This window comes from Mycobacterium sp. E735 (assembly GCF_001666955.1).
Taxonomy (GTDB): domain Bacteria; phylum Actinomycetota; class Actinomycetes; order Mycobacteriales; family Mycobacteriaceae; genus Mycobacterium.
Genome location: NZ_LZIX01000310.1, coordinates 1 through 16,706, shown reverse-complemented (window position 1 = coordinate 16,706; position 16,706 = coordinate 1). Strand labels below are relative to the sequence as shown.

The following is a 16,706-nucleotide window of genomic DNA, read 5'->3' as shown; positions in this document are numbered from 1 at the left end:
TCAGCGCACCGCCAACCGCTCCCGGCGCAACAACTCCACCTCGGGCAGCTCCAGCGGCGCCAGCTCGCCCACCACCTTGCCCAACAGCAGGTCCGCCAGCTCGGGGTTGCGGGCCAGGCACGGGCCGTGCATGTACGTGGCCACGACGCTGCCCTGCACCGCTCCGTCGAAGCCGTCGCCCGCCCGATTGCCCGCGCCCTTGGCCACCGCGCCCAGCGGCGATGCGGCGGGGCCCAGGACGGTGCCGCCCCGGTGGTTCTCGAAACCGGTGAGCCGCTGGGTCAGCCCGGGCAACAGCGGCTTGCTGATCAATTCGCCGATGGTGCGGGCCTGCTGCGGCGAGGTGGTCGCGTCGAGCATCCCCACGCCGTCGACCCGTTCCCCCGCCGACGTCTCGTACCACTGGCCGAGCACCTGCACGGCGGCGCAGATCGCCAGCACGGGCGCGCCGCGCTCGGCGGCGCGCTGCAACCCAGGATGCTTGATCAGGTGCTTGGTGGCCAACCGCTGCGCGTAGTCCTCCGCCCCGCCCAGCGTGTAGAGGTCCAGTGAGTCCGGCACCGGGTCGGCCAGCGTGATCTCGACGATCTCCGCGGCGATGCCCCGCAACCGCAGGCGCTGGCGCAGCACCAGCGCGTTGCCGCCGTCGCCGTAGGTGCCCATCACGTCAGGCAGCACCAGCCCGATCCGCACGGTCGAATCAGCCATGGCGCGCCAACGCACGTTGCAGCTGGAGGAAGGCGGTGTAGTTCGCGACGACCTCGACCCGCCCCGGCGGGCAGGACGCGATGGCCGCCACGGTGTCGTGCACCAGGGTGTGGTCGACGCCCGCGTAGCCGAGGCGCACCGCGAGGTCGGTGCCCCGCTCCCCGGCGGCCACGACGGCGGTGTGCTCGAAGTGCTCGAAGCGGACGTCCCACAGCCAGGACAGGTCTTCGCCATCGGGCACCTGCCCGTTGACCGAGATGACGACCCCGGCCGCCTGCTTGTCCACCATCGACAGCGCCTCCTGCCAGCCGGCCGGGTTCTTGGCCAGCAGGATCCGCGCCTCGTGGTCGCCGACGCGGACGGTCCGGTAGCGCCCGGCGACCTCGTCGACGCCCGACACGGCCGCCACCGCCTTCGCGGGTTCCGCGCCCAGCGCGACGGCGGCGGCGACGGCCTGGGCGGCGTTTCCGCGATTCACCGCGCCCGGCAGCGCCAACCGCATCGGCAGGGCCAGCCCGTCGGGCCCGTAGAGGGTGTGGTCGTCGAACCACCACTGCGGGCTGGGCCGCTTGAAGTCGACGCCGGTGGAATACCAATGCCCCTTGTCGCGGACGATCACCTCGCCGCTGCGCGGGCAGCTGACCGAGTCGTTGGCCCACGAGCCGCCCGCGGCCACCCACACCACGTTCGGGCTGTCGTAGGCCGCCGACGTCATGAGCACGTCGTCACAGTTGGCGACGACGACCGCGTTGGGATGCCGGGCCAACCCGGCCCGCAGGGTGCGTTCGATGACGTTGATCTCGCCGACCCGGTCCAGCTGGTCGCGCGACAGGTTGAGCAGCACGACTACGGCGGGCTCGACGGCATCGGAGACGTGCGGCACGTGCATCTCGTCGACTTCCAGGGCCGCCAGCGGCGCCTCGCGGTTCGCCGCCAGCGCGGCCACCAGCCCGGCGTCCATGTTGGCGCCTTCGGCGTTGGTGGCCACCGAACCCAGCGTGCCCAGCGCGGCGGCGGTCATCCGGGTGGTGGTCGACTTGCCGTTGGTGCCGGTGACGACGACGGTACGTCGTCCGGCCGCCAGCTGACGCAGGACCGAGCGGTCCAGGGACATCGCGATCAGGCCACCGATCATCGCTCCCGCGCCGCGTCCGGTCACCCGCGAGGCCCAGCGCGCGCTCGCTCCCGCGGCGAGGGCCAGGCGTGCACGGGTGGTAACCACCCGGGCAGTTTAAGGGCGATCGCAAGCGCGGCGCAGAGCGCCGGGTGCTGCGGGTCGCCCTTATCCAATAAGGGCGATCGCAAGCGCGGTGCAGAGCGCCGGGTGCTGCGGGTCGCCCTTACCGAATTCAGCGACCGACACGGCAGCGAAGCGACCCGGTGATGTCGGTCCGACGTGCCATCCTGTCGACATGAACCGGGTGTCCTGGGGGCGGCCGGCCAGCGAGCCGGACGGGGGTTGGGCCGTCATCGACGTCGAGACGTCGGGTTTTCGGCCCGGTCAGGCGCGGGTCATCAGCCTGGCGGTGCTGGGCCTCGACGCCGACGGTCGCGTGGAGCAATCCGTCGTCAGCCTGCTCAACCCTGGCGTGGACCCCGGGCCAACCCACGTGCACGGCCTGACGGCGGCCATGCTGGAAGACCAGCCGCAGTTCGCCGACGTCGTCGACGACGTGGTCAAGGTGCTGGACGGTCGCACGCTGGTGGCCCACAACGTCGCGTTCGACTACGCGTTCCTGGCCGCGGAAGCCGAGCTCGCCGAGACCGAACTGCCGATCGACTCCGTCATGTGCACCGTCGAGCTGGCCCGGCGGTTGGACCTCGGCATCGACAACCTGCGCTTGGAGACCCTCGCGGCGCACTGGGGCGTCACCCAGGAACGGCCGCACGACGCCTTCGACGACGCGCTGGTCCTGACCGGTGTGCTGGCGTCGGCGCTCAGGCGTGCGCGCGAGCGCGACATCTGGCTGCCGGTGCATCCGGTGACCCGGCGACGGTGGCCCAACGGCCGCGTCACCCACGACGAGCTGCGCCCGTTGAAGGTGCTGGCCTCGCGGATGCCCTGCCCGTATCTCAATCCCGGGCTGTACGTGTCCGGGCGGCCGCTGGTGCAGGGCATGCGGGTGGCCCTGGCGGCCGAGGTCGGCCGCACCCACGAGGAACTGGTCGAACGCATCCTGCACGCCGGGCTGGCCTATACCGACGCCGTCGACGGCGAGACTTCGCTGGTGGTCTGCAATGACCCCGCCCCGGATCAGGGCAAGGGCTACCTGGCCAAGCAGCTCGGGGTGCCGGTGGTCTCCGACGCGCAGTTCATGGACTCCATCCGCGCGGTCGTGGGCGGCACCAGCATGGAGGAGTTCACCGACACCACCGCGGTGGACCAGCAGCTCGCATTGTTCTGACGCTCGACCTGCTGCGCTGACGGGACGCTTAACAGGCGGACGCCAGGGAATTCAGCCCTAACTCCCAGCAATGCCTCGGCCGTTGAGCACGCCGACGGCGCGCGGAGTTGTTACGATTCAGCGGATCACCGCAGGACGCGAATCGTGTCCTGCGAGTTGCGTTCTGGGGAATCTGTCGAGAGTTGATGCATCGATCGGATCGGTGAGGAATTCTTTGTAGTGAGTGGACGGTTAGCCGACTTCAACGTCGATCGGCGGTTAATTCCAATCACGGGCATCGCGATAGTCATCGGCGCCCTGTCAGCACTGGTGGCCTGGTGTCTGTTGAAGCTCATCGGTTTGGTCACTAATCTTGTTTTTTATCAACGTATTTCGGATGCTCTGGTGTCGCCGGCGGCAAACCACCATCCGTGGTGGCTGATTCTGGGTGCGCCGATAGCCGGCGGTTTGGTCATCGGCCTGATGGCGCGGTACGGATCCGATCAGGTACGTGGTCACGGCATGCCTGAGACCATCGAAGTGATTCTCACCGGCAGCAGCCGCGTCGAGCCCAAAGTTGCTGTGCTCAAGCCGATCTCGGCGGCCGTCAGCATCGGTACCGGCGGCCCGTTCGGCGCGGAGGGGCCGATCGTGATGACCGGCGGGGCCATGGGTTCCGTTGTCGCTCAATTCCTGCATCTGACCGCAGACGAGCGAAAGATCCTGCTGGCCTCCGGCGCCGCCGGGGGCATCGCGGCCACCTTTAACGCACCACTGGCATCCATCCTGCTGGCCGTCGAATTGCTGCTCTTCGAATGGCGGCCGCGGAGCATGGTCCCCGTCGCGAGCGCGGTAGCGATGGCCACCGTGGTGCGCTTGTTCATCCTGGGCACCGCGCCGGTATTCCCGGTCGAGGCGCATGTAGCTGAAATCCATTGGTCCATCGACGCTTTGGCGGTATGCGTCGGACTGGCCGGCGCTGCGCTCGCCATCTCGGTGACGCACCTGGTCTACTGGGCCGAAAACACCTTCCCGCGCCTACCCATTCACTGGATGTGGTGGCCGGCGATCGGCGGTCTGATCATCGGCGCGGGCGGACTGATTGAACCGCGCGCTCTCGGGGTCGGTTACAACGTGATCGATGCACTTCTCACCGGGCGCGCCGGACTGTCGCTGATCGTGGGCATCCTCGTGGTGAAAACCGCGATCTGGGCGCTGTCGCTGGGTTCGGGAACATCGGGCGGTGTATTCGCCCCCGTGTTCATGATCGGCAGCGCGCTCGGAGCCTTCATCGGGCACTGGTTTCCGCACGTGTATCCGGGATTCTGGGCGATGCTGGGCCTGGCCGCCGTCGTTTGCGGCATCATGCGGGCTCCCCTGGCGGCCATCATGTTCACCCTCGAGCTCACTCGCGCGTGGCCGGCGATGCTGCCGGTGGTCATCGCCACGATCACCGCCTACGCGATATCCGCGTTGCTGCTCGCCCGCTCGGTGCTCACCGAGAAGATTGCACGCAGCGGAATGCATCTGACGCGTGATTACACGACCGACCCGCTGGAGGCGTTCCTGGTCGCCGAAGTGATGCGCTCCGGGCCGCCACCCGCCCCGGCGGGTGGCACGGTGGGCAGCAAGGCCACGCTGCGGCATGCCGCGAATGTCTTCGCGGAATCGGATGGCCGCCCGCTGCGGGTGGTATCGCCGGACGGTTCCGATCAGGGCCACTTGTTGATGAAGGACTTGCTGACCGCCCGGCTGCACGATCTCACCGAGGACACGGAACGGACGAGGCATCTCGTGCCGTATTTTCCCAAGCCGCCGCGAAGCATCGTTCGCCGGTGGGCCCGCGACGGTGATCGACGCGACGAGCGTGCGAGTTGAACCGGGACGAGCCCAACTCCGTCGCCGCGGCCTCGACGCCGAGCGTTACTTCCGGGACGCGCGGTTGACCGCCGACACGACGGCGCGCAACGACGCGGTGGTGATCGACGGCGCGATGCCGACGCCCCAGACGGAGCGGCCGTTCACCGACGCCTCCACGTATGCCGCCGCCTGCGCGTCGTCGCCGGCGCTCATCGCGTGCTCGGAGTAATCGAGGACCGCGACGTCGAAGCCGACACCGCCGAGCGCGTGGACGAAGGCCGCGAGCGGGCCGTTGCCCACGCCGCTGATCTCGGTCTCCACGCCGTTGACCTTGACGGTCGCGGCGACCGTGGTGGTGCCGCTGTCTTCCTCCGACGCCTCGACGCGCTGTTTCATCCGCTCCAGCGGCCACACCGGGGCGAGGTACTCCTCGGAGAACACGTCCCACATCTCCTTCGGGGAGACCTCCCCGCCCTCGCCCTCGGTGATCTTCTGGATCGCCTGGGAGAACTCGATCTGCAGCCGGCGCGGCAGGGCCAGGCCGTGGTCGGACTTCATGATGTAGGCCACACCGCCCTTGCCGGACTGCGAGTTGACCCGGATCACCGCTTCGTAGGTGCGCCCGACGTCTTTGGGGTCGATCGGCAGATACGGGACCTGCCAGAGCATGTCCTCGACGTCGGTGTCCGCGGCGTCGGCGTCGACCTTCATCTGGTCCAGGCCCTTGTTGATCGCATCCTGATGGCTGCCGGAGAACGCGGTGTAGACCAGGTCCCCGCCGTAGGGGTGACGCTCGTGGACGGGAAGCTGGTTGCAGTATTCGACCGTGCGGCGGATCTCGTCGATGTTGGAGAAGTCGATCTGGGGGTCGACGCCGCGGGAGAACAGGTTGAGCCCCAGCGTCACCAGGCACACGTTGCCGGTGCGTTCGCCGTTGCCGAATAGGCAGCCCTCGATCCGGTCGGCGCCCGCCGCGAAGCCCAATTCCGCTGCGGCGACAGCCGTCCCGCGGTCATTGTGCGGGTGCAGGCTCAGGATGACGGATTCCCGATTGGCCAGGTTGCGGCTCATCCACTCGATCGAGTCGGCGTAGACGTTGGGAGTGGCCATCTCGACCGTGGCGGGCAGGTTGAAGATGATGGGGTTCTCCGGTGTCGGCGCGATGATCTCGCCGACGGCGTCACACACCTGCCTGGCGTATTCGAGCTCGGTTCCGGTGTAGGACTCCGGCGAATATTCGAAACGCCATTGCGTGCCAGGGTATTTGGCGGCCTCCTCGACGCACTTGCGGGCGCCGTCGGTCGCGATCGCCTGCACCGCGGCCCGGTCGGCGCGAAAAACCACGCGGCGCTGCAGGATCGACGTCGAATTGTAGAAGTGCACGATGACCCGCGACGCGCCCTCGCACGCCAGGAACGTGCGCTCGATGAGCTCGGGACGGCACTGCGTCAGCACCTGGATGGTGACGTCGTCCGGGATGGCGCCGTCGGTGATGATCTCGCGGACGAAGTCGAAATCGGTTTGGCTGGCCGACGGGAAGCCGACCTCGATCTCCTTGTATCCCATGCGAACCAGCAGATCGAACATGCGGCGCTTGCGGGTCGGGCTCATCGGGTCGATCAGCGCCTGGTTGCCGTCGCGTAGGTCCACCGCGCACCACAGCGGGGCGCGGTCGATGACGCGGTCGGGCCAGGTGCGGTCGGCCAGGCGGATGGGCTCGACTTCCTCGGCGAAGGATCGGTACCGGTTGACCGGCATCGCCGAACCACGCTGCGGATTCCAGGCGGGCTGTCCGGGGCCCGGCGGGCCCGCGGGTTTGACGATCGATCGGGCTGACGTATAGGCGTCGGGATTGGAAGTCACGGTAGTTGCTCCGGGGGTGTCAGAAGGAACCTCAGACCGGCGCATCGCGAACACCCGCGACGGGAAGCCGGTCTGGATCAGACCCCGTCGCGGCGTCCGAGGAGGAGCACCCGCTGCACGCCCTGCACTCTACCGCGATTGGCGCCCGGGAGGAAAATCGTCGAAAATCATGCCAAAACCGCAGGCTGCGGTGGTCGGCATCGGGGCGTAAACCGTTATGTGCAGCCACGTATTCTGTTGTGGACTTAAATCGTGCCCAAGGGCGGGAAGATTGCGGGAAACATAACGTGGCGCTGGTCGTGCAAAAGTACGGCGGATCATCGGTGGCCGACGCCGATCGGATCCGCCGTGTCGCCGAACGCATCGTCGCGACCAAGAAGCAGGGGAACGACGTCGTCGTCGTGGTCTCCGCCATGGGCGACACCACCGACGACCTGATGGATCTGGCCCAGCAGGTCTGCCCGGCCCCGCCGCCGCGGGAACTCGACATGCTGCTGACCGCCGGCGAACGCATCTCCAACGCGCTGGTGGCCATGGCGATCGAATCGCTGGGCGCGGAGGCGCGCTCGTTCACCGGCTCGCAGGCCGGGGTCATCACCACCGGCACCCACGGCAACGCGAAGATCATCGAGGTCACCCCCGGGCGGCTGCAGGCCGCGCTCGACGAGGGCCGCATCGTGCTGGTCGCCGGCTTCCAGGGCGTCAGCCAGGACACCCGGGACGTCACCACACTGGGGCGCGGCGGTTCGGACACCACGGCGGTGGCCCTGGCCGCGGCCCTGCACGCCGACGTCTGCGAGATCTACACCGACGTCGACGGCATCTTCACCGCGGACCCGCGGATCGTGCACAACGCGCGCCGGCTGGACAAGGTGACCTTCGAGGAGATGCTCGAGATGGCGGCCTGCGGCGCGAAGGTGCTGATGCTGCGCTGCGTGGAATACGCCCGCCGCTACAACATTCCGGTGCACGTCCGCTCGTCCTACTCGGACAAGCCCGGCACCGTCGTCGTCGGATCGATCAAGGACATAGCCATGGAAGACCCAATCCTGACCGGAGTCGCGCACGACCGCAGCGAGGCCAAGGTGACCGTCGTCGGCATCCCCGACATCCCCGGCTACGCGGCTCGGGTCTTCCGGGCGGTCGCCGACGCCGACGTGAACATCGACATGGTGCTGCAGAACGTCTCCAAGGTGGAGGACGGCAAGACCGACATCACCTTCACCTGCTCGCGCGACAGCGGGCCCACGGCGGTGGCCAAGCTGGACGCGCTCAAGGACGAGATCGGCTTCACCCAGCTGCTCTACGACGACCACATCGGCAAGGTGTCGCTGATCGGCGCGGGCATGCGCAGCCACCCCGGCGTCACCGCGACCTTCTGTGAGGCCCTGGCCGCCGTCGGCGTCAACATCGAGCTGATTTCCACCTCGGAGATCCGCATCTCGGTCCTGTGCCGCGACACCGAACTAGACAAGGCCGTCGTGGCGTTGCATGAGGCGTTCGGGCTTGGCGGGGACGAGAAGGCGACGGTGTATGCGGGGACGGGCAGGTAGATATGGGCGCGAATAGCGTGTCAATAGGCGTTGTGGGCGCCACCGGCCAGGTCGGCCAGGTGATGCGTAGGTTGCTCGACGAGCGGGACTTCCCCGCGACGTCGGTGCGGTTCTTCGCCTCGGCCCGCTCGCAGGGCCGCAAGCTGGAATTCCGCGGCCAGGAGATCGAGGTCGAGGACGCCGCGACCGCGGACCCGAGCGGCCTGGACATCGCGCTGTTCTCCGCCGGCAAGACGATGTCGCTGGTGCAGGCGCCGCGCTTCGCCGCGGCCGGGGTGACCGTGATCGACAACTCGTCGGCCTGGCGCAAGGACCCCGACGTGCCGCTGGTGGTGTCGGAGGTCAACTTCGACAGGGACGCCCACCGTCGACCCAAGGGCATCATCGCCAACCCGAACTGCACCACGATGGCCGCGATGCCGGTGCTCAAGGTGCTGCACGACGAAGCCCAGCTGGTGCGCCTGGTGGTGTCGAGCTACCAGGCGGTGTCCGGCAGCGGGCTGGCCGGGGTGGAGGAGCTGGCCACGCAGGCCCGCGCGGTCATCGACGGCGCCGAGCAGCTCGTGCACGACGGGGCAGCGATCGAGTTCCCCGCGCCCAAGACCTACGTCGCGCCGATCGCGTTCAACGTCGTGCCGCTGGCCGGCTCGCTGGTCGATGACGGCTCCGGCGAGACCGACGAGGACCAGAAGCTGCGGCACGAGAGCCGCAAGATCCTCGGCATCCCGGAGCTGGCGGTGAGCGGAACCTGCGTGCGGGTACCGGTTTTCACCGGGCACTCGCTGTCGATCAACGCCGAATTCGCCCGGCCGCTGTCGCCCGAGCGGGCCCGGCAGCTGCTCGACGGCGCGCCCGGGGTGAAGGTGGTCGACGTGCCGACGCCGTTGGCGGCCGCGGGCGTCGACGAGTCGTTGGTCGGCCGCATCCGGCACGACCCCGGCGTGCCCGACGGGCGCGGCCTGGCCCTGTTCGTGTCGGGGGACAACCTGCGCAAGGGGGCGGCGCTGAACACCATCCAGATCGCCGAGTTGCTGGCCGCCCAGTTGTGAGAAGCGGGTGAGCACCGCCCATACCCGACTGATCGCGCGGTGCTCGCTTGCATTGGCTTTGATTGCCCCGCAAGGAGTTTGGCTCGCCCACGCCGATCCGCCGGCGCCCGCGCCCGAGCCCATCGTGCAACCGCTGGCGCCCGGCCAGGTGGTGCGGATCGGCCCGACCGCCGGCACCGGCACGCCCACCGGGGACTACGGCATCGGCGCGACCGACCTCTGTGAGTTCGTGGAGTTCCCCGCCGAACTGTTGCAGGTCTGCGGCGACAGCTTCGCCGGCCAGGGCGTCGGGTTCGGTGGTTGGTACGCGCCGGTGGCGCTGCGTGTGGACACCGCCTCGGTCGACGATCCGGCCGGCGTGCGCTACACCGGCGTCACCGGCGTCAGCAAACCGCTGCTGGCCGATCCGACCCCGCCGGGTGCCTCGCAGCTGCCGGCCGGGGTGGTGCAGATCAACCGGCGCAACTACGTGATGGTGACGACGACGAAAAACCTGGAACCGCAAAGCTCCCGGCTCGTGACGGCCGAGCCCGCGCGGGCCGGGTGGCAGACCATCCCCGGGTCGCGCCGGCCCGCGTCCTACCAGGGCGGCTCGCAGACGCAGATCAGCGGCTACTACGACCCCATTCCCACCGCGGACTCGCCGACCGGCTGGGTGTACATCGTGGCCGACAGCTTCACCCGTCGGAACCCCGTCGTGCTCTACCGGGCCACCCCGCAATCGTTCACCGACCGGTCCCGGTGGCAGGGGTGGGCGGCCGGGCCGGGCGGCGGCTGGGGCAAGCCGCCCACGCCGCTGTGGCCGGAAGCGGTGGGCGAGTTGTGCGTCCGGCAAATCGACGGAAAGGCGGTGCTGTCCTACTTCAACGCCGTCACGGGCAACATGGAGGTCCGCGTCGCCGACGACCCGACCGCCCTGGGCGACGCGCCGGTCACCACGGTGGTGCAGCACGACGAGTGGCCCGATCCGGCGGAGAGCCTGCCGCCCCCGTATGACAACCGGCTCGCGCAACCGTACGGCGGTTACATCTCGCCCGGTTCCACACTCGACGAGCTGCGAATCTTCGTGAGCCAGTGGGACACTCGCGCGCGTGTGGCCGCGCCCTACCGGGTGATTCAGTTCGCGGTCAACCCACTCAAACCGGAGTAGGGCACGTTAGTCGGCCCGTACAGCGGTGCCCGCCGGGCTGGATTCGTCGTTCACACTGCTCCCATGGAATTCATCAGCGCCGACCCGGTCCTTGCCGTGCACGATCTGAACGGAACCGCTCAGTGGTTTCAGTCGGTGCTCGGCTGCGACATCACCGAGCCGGATCCGGGAAATTGGATGTTCTGCGCCGCGGGGACGGTGACCTTCCGGCTCGGCCGATGCCCTGACGCCCTCCCGGCCGCCCAGTTGGGCGACCACAGCTACCTCGCGTACCTCACGGTGGACGGTGTCGACGCCTTCTACCGCCGCGCCGTCGCGCAGCACGCCGACGTCATCGAAGCTCCCACGACCGAACCGTGGGGCAGGCGCGAGATGGGCCTGCGATCTCCAGAAGGGCACCGGTTCATGCTGTCCGAACTGGTTGATGGCACCCCGGACGAGTGACGCCGAGAAAGGCGTCTTGGCAGATGGGCGGCGTTTTCATCCTCATAGCTGCTACATAAGTGACGCATAGCCGCAACTATTGTTAACGGCTTCATCATTTGTCTCATGAGTGAAACATCTGAAACCCCCACCACGCGGTCGTCGACCGCAACTGCCCCGGCGGCCGCCGCGGCAGCGACAGCCCCCTACCGGGCGGCACGCGTCTTCCACCTCGCCGCCTGGGTCGCCATCGTCGCCGGGATCGTGTTCATCGTCGCGGTCATCTTCTTCACCGGCTTCATCCTCGGCCACCGCGGCGGCCACCACGGCCATCACCACCACAAGCACCACGCGGCGTTCATGCACCCCCACCGCATGGGCGGCCCGGGCGGTCCGGGTGCCCAGCAGGGTGGACCGGCCGGCATCCAGCAGGGCGGACCCGGGGCGGCGACGCCCGGCGCCCCCGGCCCGAGCCAGATCCCGACGTCGGTCGCCCCGTCCCGCACGCCGTAGCCCAACCTCACTGAACAACCAGCAGCCCGGTGCTCGCGAGAGCGCCGGGCTGCGCGTCGTCTCGCCACCGGCGACCGGCCGCCCCGTGTCGATTCACAGCAAGTTTTCCGCGGCGGACCTGTTAAGCGCGTGAGGGCCTGGGCATATTGGAAGGCATGACCGAGACACCCGGACCGACGCCACCGCCGACTCCCGCCGCCACCACCGCACCCGCGCCTCCACCCGCGGAGCGCGTGAAGCCGCCGGCGCTCTACACGGCCGCGGCGTGGGTGGTCATCGTGGCCGGCGTCGTCTTCATCATCTCGACTGTCTTCTTCGTCGGCGCGTTCGTGTACGGCTACTACCACCACTGCCACCATCACCACGGCCCGATGTTCAGACCGGGCGGCGGCCCCGGACCGGGCAACGGGCCGTGGGGCCCCGGTCCGAGCGGCCAGTGGGGCTACGGCGGGCCGGGGTTGATCGTGCCCATGCCGCCCGCCGGCCCGGGTGGACCCGGCGGACCCGGCCTAAGCGGCCCCGGCCAGCCGCCGGCGAGTGCTGTCAGCCCGACCCCCGCCCTGCCGGCACCACGCCCGTAACTACCGGTGCGATCTTGATGCGGTCCAGAGAAAGCGCATAGTTATTGGCGCGCAGGGGTATTCGTCGCCAATATCCAAGGGCAGCCCAGCAAAGAGGAGATAGCGACATGACGGAGCGTTTCACCACCAATGACGCCGGCATCGCTGCGCCCAGCGACGACCAGTCGTTGACGATCGGTCCCGACGGCCCGATCCTGCTGCAGGACCATTACCTGATCGAGCAGATGGCCCAATTCAACCGGGAACGCATCCCGGAGCGGCAGCCGCACGCGAAGGGCGGCGGAGCCTTCGGCACCTTCGAGGTCACCAACGACGTCAGTAAATACACGAGGGCCGCGGTCTTCCAGCCGGGCACCAAGACCGAGATGCTGGCCCGGTTCTCCACCGTCGCCGGTGAGCGCGGCAGCCCGGACACCTGGCGGGACCCGCGCGGCTTCGCGCTGAAGTTCTACACCAGCGAAGGCAATTTCGACCTGGTCGGCAACAACACCCCGGTCTTCTTCATGCGCGACCCGTTGAAGTTCCAGCACTTCATCCGGTCGCAAAAACGCATGCAGGCAACGAATTTGCGCGACCACAACATGCAGTGGGACTTCTGGACGCTCTCACCGGAGTCCGCGCACCAGGTGACCTGGCTGATGGGCGACCGCGGCATCCCCAAGTCGTGGCGGCAGATGAACGGCTACAGCAGCCACACGTACAGCTGGATCAACGCCGGCGGTGAAATCTTCTGGGTCAAATACCATTTCATCGCCGACCAGGGCATCGACTTCCTGCCCCAGGAGGACGCGGACCGGCTGGCAGGCGAGGACGGCGACTACCACCAGCGCGACCTTTACGAGGCAATCGAGGGCGGGAACCATCCCAGCTGGACCCTGAAGATGCAGATCATGCCGTACGAGGAAGCCAGGAATTATCGGTTCAACCCGTTCGACCTGACCAAGGTCTGGCCGCACGGCGACTACCCGTTGATCGACGTCGGCAAGATGACGCTGAACCGCAACGTCACCGATTACCACACCGAGATCGAGCAGGCGGCCTTCGAACCGAACAACACCGTGCCGGGCACCGGGCTGAGCCCGGACAAGATGCTGCAGGCCCGCGGGTTCTCCTACTCCGACGCGCATCGCGCCCGCCTGGGGACCAACTACCGGCAGATTCCCGTGAACACGCCGAAGGTCGAGGTGAACAGCTACTCGAAGGACGGCGCGATGCGGATCAAGAACGTGTCCGACCCCGTGTACGCGCCCAACTCGTACGGTGGCCCGCACGCCGACCCGGCGCGCGCCGCCGAGGTGCGCTGGCATGCGGACGGCGACATGGTCCGCGCCGCGTACACGCTGCACCCCGAGGACGACGACTGGGGGCAGGCCGGCACCATGGTCCGCGACGTCCTCGACGATGCGGCCCGAGATCGGTTGGCGCACAACATCATCGGTCACGTCTCCAAGGGCGTCAAGGAGCCGGTGCTGTCACGCGTGTTCGAGTACTGGCGCAACGTCGACCCCGACCTCGGCAAGAAGGTCGAAGAGGGCGTGCGCGGCAACGGGGGCTGACCAACACCCCGGCGTCCTGGCATGATCGCTGGAATGACCATGCGGGTTCGCGGCGCCGCGATCGCCATCGGCCTGGCCATCGAGTGCGCGGTCGCGCTTCCCGTTGCGACCGCCCACCCGTCGGAACCGGGAGTGGTGAACTATGCCGTCCTGGGTAAGGGCTCGGTCGGCAACATCGTCGGCGGACCCATGGCCTGGGAGTCGGTCTTCACCCGACCGGTCCAGGGGGATTGGGTCGACATCCCCGTGTGCAACAACTGGGCCGACATCGGGCTGCCCGAGGTGTACGACGACCCCGACCTCGCGTCGTTCAACGGTGCCGTCACGCAGACGGCGGCGAACGACCAGACCCACTTCGTCAAACAGGCCGTCGGGGTGTTCGCCACCAACGATGCCGCCGACCGCGCTTTCCATCGCCTGGTGGACCGGACGGTGGGCTGCTCGGGCCAGACCACCGCGATGCATCTGGACAACGGGGCCACGCAGGTCTGGTCGTTCGACGGCGGGCCGCCGGGCGCGGCCGACGCGAGCTGGACCAAACAAGAAGCCGGTACCGATCGGCGCTGCTTCAATCAAACCAGGCTGCGCGAAAACGTGTTACTGCAGGCCAAGGTCTGCCAGTCTGGCAACGCCGGGCCGGCGGTCAACGTGCTGGCCGGCGCGATGCAGAACGCGCTGGGTCAATGAGCGGGGCGCCGGAGCCGGGTCGGGCAGGCTTGAAAAGTAGCGCGAACGGGAATATGTCGGGGCCATCTGCTAGATGAAGAAGTGGCGGTCACCGTTCCCTTAGTCGGGTACGGGGACAGGTTCGCAGACGCGTGTTCAGGCTTGCTCAGGCCCGAAGGGATAGTGATATGACGTTCGCCGCCATCACTACCGCCGGCTCCGAGCTGGCCGGTGCGGAGATGGCCGATTCCCAAGCCGCCGCGCGTTACATCGCCGACGGCTGCTTGGTGGACGCCCCGCTGGGCCGCGTTGGTCTCGAGATGGAGGGCCACTGCCACGACCCGGCGGACCCGCATCGCAGGCCCGGCTGGGACGAGATCGGCGAGGTGTTGGGGCGCCTGCCCGAGTTGCCGGGCGGCAGCCGGGTCACGGTGGAGCCCGGCGGTGCGGTGGAGCTGTCCGGCCCGCCGGCTGACGGCGTGGTCAGCGCCATCGACGCGATGCGGCGCGATCAGGCCGCGCTGCGGTCGGCGTTCGCCGACGCCGGCCTGGGTCTGGTATTCCTCGGCGCGGACCCGCTGCGGCCACCCAAGCGAATCAACCCGGGCGCGCGTTACCGCGCCATGGAGCAGTTCTTCGCGTCCAGCCGCTCGGGCGACGCGGGCTCGGCGATGATGACGTCCACAGCGTCCATCCAGGTCAACCTCGACGCGGGGCCGCGGGCCGGCTGGGCGGCGCGCGTCGGGCTGGCGCACGCGCTGGGACCCACCATGATCGCGATCGCCGCGAACTCCCCGATGCTGCGCGGCGAGTTCACCGGGTGGGCCTCCACCCGGCAGTGGGTGTGGGGCCAGATGGACGCGGCACGATGCGGGCCGGTCCTGGGCGCCAGCGGCGACGACCCCGGCACCGACTGGGCGCGCTACGCGCTCAAGGCGCCGGTGATGCTGGTACACGCCCCGGACGCCGCCGCGGTCACGCACTGGGTGCCCTTCGCCGACTGGGTGGACGGCCGGGTGTTGCTCGGCGATCGCCGTCCCACCGTCGCCGACCTGGAATACCACCTGACCACCCTGTTCCCGCCGGTGCGCCCAAGGCAGTGGCTGGAGATCCGCTATCTCGACAGCGTGCCGGACGAGTTCTGGCCGGCCGTGGTGTTCACGCTGACGGCCCTGCTCGACGACCCCGTCGCGGCCGAGACAGCGGCCGAGGCAGTCGAACCCGTGGCCACCGCATGGGACACCGCGGCCCGGGTGGGCCTGCGGGACCGGCGGCTGTACGCCGCGGCCAACCAGTGCGTGGCGATCGCCGCCGAGCTGGCGCCGCCCGAGCTCGGCGAGTCGATGCAGCGGCTGGTCGACGCCGTCGAACGGTGCCGATGTCCCGGCGACGACTTCTCCGATCAGGTGATCCAGCACGGCATCGCGCCCACCGTGGCGCGCCTGGCCCAAGGGGGGCTGTGACGTCCGCGGATGAATGCCGGGCGGGTCTCGCCGACGATCTGGCGCGGGCGCGGACGCGAACGTTGCGGCTGGTCGAGTTCGACGACGCCGAACTGTACCGGCAGTACGACCCCCTGATGAGCCCGCTGGTGTGGGACCTCGCGCACATCGGTCAGCAAGAGGAGTTCTGGCTGCTGCGGGCCGGCGACCCCGGTCGGCCGGGCATGTTGCCGCCTGCCGTCGAAGGCCTGTACGACGCCTTCGTGCACTCCCGCGCGAGCCGCGTCGAGCTGCCGCTGTTGTCACCGGATCGCGCGCGGGCGTATTGCCGGACGGTGCGCTCGGCCGCCCTCGACGCCCTCGACGCCCTACCCGAGGATGCCGACAGCTTCCCGTTCGCGTTGGTGATCAGCCACGAGAACCAGCACGACGAAACCATGCTGCAGGCGTTGAACCTCCGCAGCGGCGCCCCGCTGCTGCGCGACACCGTGGCCTTGCCGGCCGGCCGGCCAGGCGTGGCCGGCACCTCGGTGCTGGTGCCCGCCGGCCCGTTCGTGCTGGGCGTCGACGCGGCGAGCGAACCGTACTCGCTGGACAACGAGCGGCCCGCCCACGTCGTCGACGTGCCCTCGTTCCGGATCGGCCGGGTGCCGGTCACCAACGGCGAGTGGCGGCACTTCGTGGAAGACGGCGGATACCGGCAGCCACGCTGGTGGTCGGAGCGCGGTTGGGAGCATCGCCGGCGTGCGGGCCTCACGGCGCCGCAGTTCTGGAGCCCCAACGCGCGGACGCGCACCCGGTTCGGCCACGTCGAAGACATCCCGGCCGACGAACCGGTGCAGCACGTCACCTTCTTCGAGGCCGAGGCCTACGCCGCCTGGGCCGGCGCGCGGCTGCCCACCGAGATCGAATGGGAGAAGGCCTGCGCGTGGGATCCGGCCACCGGCCGCCGGCGCCG

15 protein-coding genes are annotated in these 16,706 nt (G+C 69.0%); 12 read left to right on the top strand and 3 right to left on the bottom strand.

The window, feature by feature from the left end:
- Both A5704_RS25395 and A5704_RS25390 read right to left on the bottom strand, forming a co-directional pair.
- Positions 1-708 carry a type 1 glutamine amidotransferase gene (locus A5704_RS25395; protein ID WP_067784495.1) on the bottom strand — a complete coding sequence of 236 codons (708 nt, stop codon included), beginning with the start codon at positions 706-708 and terminating at the stop codon, positions 1-3.
- Positions 701-1,930 carry a Mur ligase family protein gene (locus tag A5704_RS25390; RefSeq protein WP_067756706.1) on the bottom strand — a complete coding sequence of 410 codons (1,230 nt, stop codon included), beginning with the start codon at positions 1,928-1,930 and terminating at the stop codon, positions 701-703. The genes A5704_RS25395 and A5704_RS25390 overlap by 8 nt, the downstream gene beginning before the upstream one ends.
- 190 nt (positions 1,931-2,120) lie before the next feature.
- Here A5704_RS25390 and A5704_RS25385 point away from each other — a divergent pair, with 190 nt between their 5' ends.
- Positions 2,121-3,113 carry a DEDDh family exonuclease gene (locus A5704_RS25385; RefSeq protein ID WP_067784492.1) on the top strand — a complete coding sequence of 331 codons (993 nt, stop codon included), beginning with the start codon at positions 2,121-2,123 and terminating at the stop codon, positions 3,111-3,113.
- A 384-nt stretch (positions 3,114-3,497) separates the two neighbouring features.
- Positions 3,498-4,970 carry a chloride channel protein gene (locus tag A5704_RS25380; protein WP_231969352.1) on the top strand — a complete coding sequence of 491 codons (1,473 nt, stop codon included), beginning with the start codon at positions 3,498-3,500 and terminating at the stop codon, positions 4,968-4,970.
- A 45-nt stretch (positions 4,971-5,015) separates the two neighbouring features.
- Here A5704_RS25380 and leuA read toward each other — a convergent pair whose 3' ends face one another.
- Positions 5,016-6,860, bottom strand: a complete 1,845-nt coding sequence (leuA, locus tag A5704_RS25375; protein ID WP_197499187.1) for a 2-isopropylmalate synthase — start codon at positions 6,858-6,860, stop codon at positions 5,016-5,018.
- Positions 6,861-7,102: 242 nt separating this feature from the next.
- On the opposite strand from leuA, the gene A5704_RS25370 reads away from it, so the two are divergent.
- The 10 genes from A5704_RS25370 to A5704_RS25325 form a co-directional block, all read left to right on the top strand.
- Complete coding sequence (locus A5704_RS25370; protein ID WP_067756697.1) at positions 7,103-8,368, top strand: aspartate kinase; 1,266 nt, start codon at positions 7,103-7,105, stop codon at positions 8,366-8,368.
- A 2-nt stretch (positions 8,369-8,370) separates the two neighbouring features.
- A complete protein-coding gene (locus A5704_RS25365; protein ID WP_067756693.1) occupies positions 8,371-9,417 on the top strand; it encodes an aspartate-semialdehyde dehydrogenase in 1,047 nt (348 codons plus the stop codon).
- A gap of 7 nt (positions 9,418-9,424) precedes the next feature.
- Positions 9,425-10,567, top strand: a complete 1,143-nt coding sequence (locus A5704_RS25360; RefSeq protein ID WP_067784489.1) for a DUF4185 domain-containing protein — start codon at positions 9,425-9,427, stop codon at positions 10,565-10,567.
- A gap of 63 nt (positions 10,568-10,630) precedes the next feature.
- Positions 10,631-11,011, top strand: coding sequence for a VOC family protein (locus A5704_RS25355; protein WP_067784486.1), 381 nt, complete (start codon positions 10,631-10,633; stop codon positions 11,009-11,011).
- A gap of 105 nt (positions 11,012-11,116) precedes the next feature.
- Positions 11,117-11,503, top strand: coding sequence for a hypothetical protein (locus A5704_RS25350; RefSeq protein WP_067784484.1), 387 nt, complete (start codon positions 11,117-11,119; stop codon positions 11,501-11,503).
- 155 nt (positions 11,504-11,658) lie between these two features.
- Positions 11,659-12,084, top strand: a complete 426-nt coding sequence (locus A5704_RS25345; RefSeq protein ID WP_067784481.1) for a hypothetical protein — start codon at positions 11,659-11,661, stop codon at positions 12,082-12,084.
- A 107-nt stretch (positions 12,085-12,191) separates the two neighbouring features.
- The gene (locus A5704_RS25340; RefSeq protein WP_067784478.1) at positions 12,192-13,640 is read left to right on the top strand and encodes a catalase; all 1,449 of its coding nucleotides are present in this window, start codon (positions 12,192-12,194) and stop codon (positions 13,638-13,640) included.
- Positions 13,641-13,679: 39 nt separating this feature from the next.
- A complete protein-coding gene (locus A5704_RS25335; protein WP_156670151.1) occupies positions 13,680-14,327 on the top strand; it encodes a sensor domain-containing protein in 648 nt (215 codons plus the stop codon).
- 167 nt (positions 14,328-14,494) lie between these two features.
- The gene (egtA, locus tag A5704_RS25330) at positions 14,495-15,769 is read left to right on the top strand and encodes an ergothioneine biosynthesis glutamate--cysteine ligase EgtA (protein ID WP_067891708.1); all 1,275 of its coding nucleotides are present in this window, start codon (positions 14,495-14,497) and stop codon (positions 15,767-15,769) included.
- On the top strand, positions 15,766-16,706 hold a 941-nt coding region (locus A5704_RS25325), incomplete at its 3' end, for an SUMF1/EgtB/PvdO family nonheme iron enzyme (protein WP_067891707.1). The genes egtA and A5704_RS25325, both read left to right, overlap by 4 nt.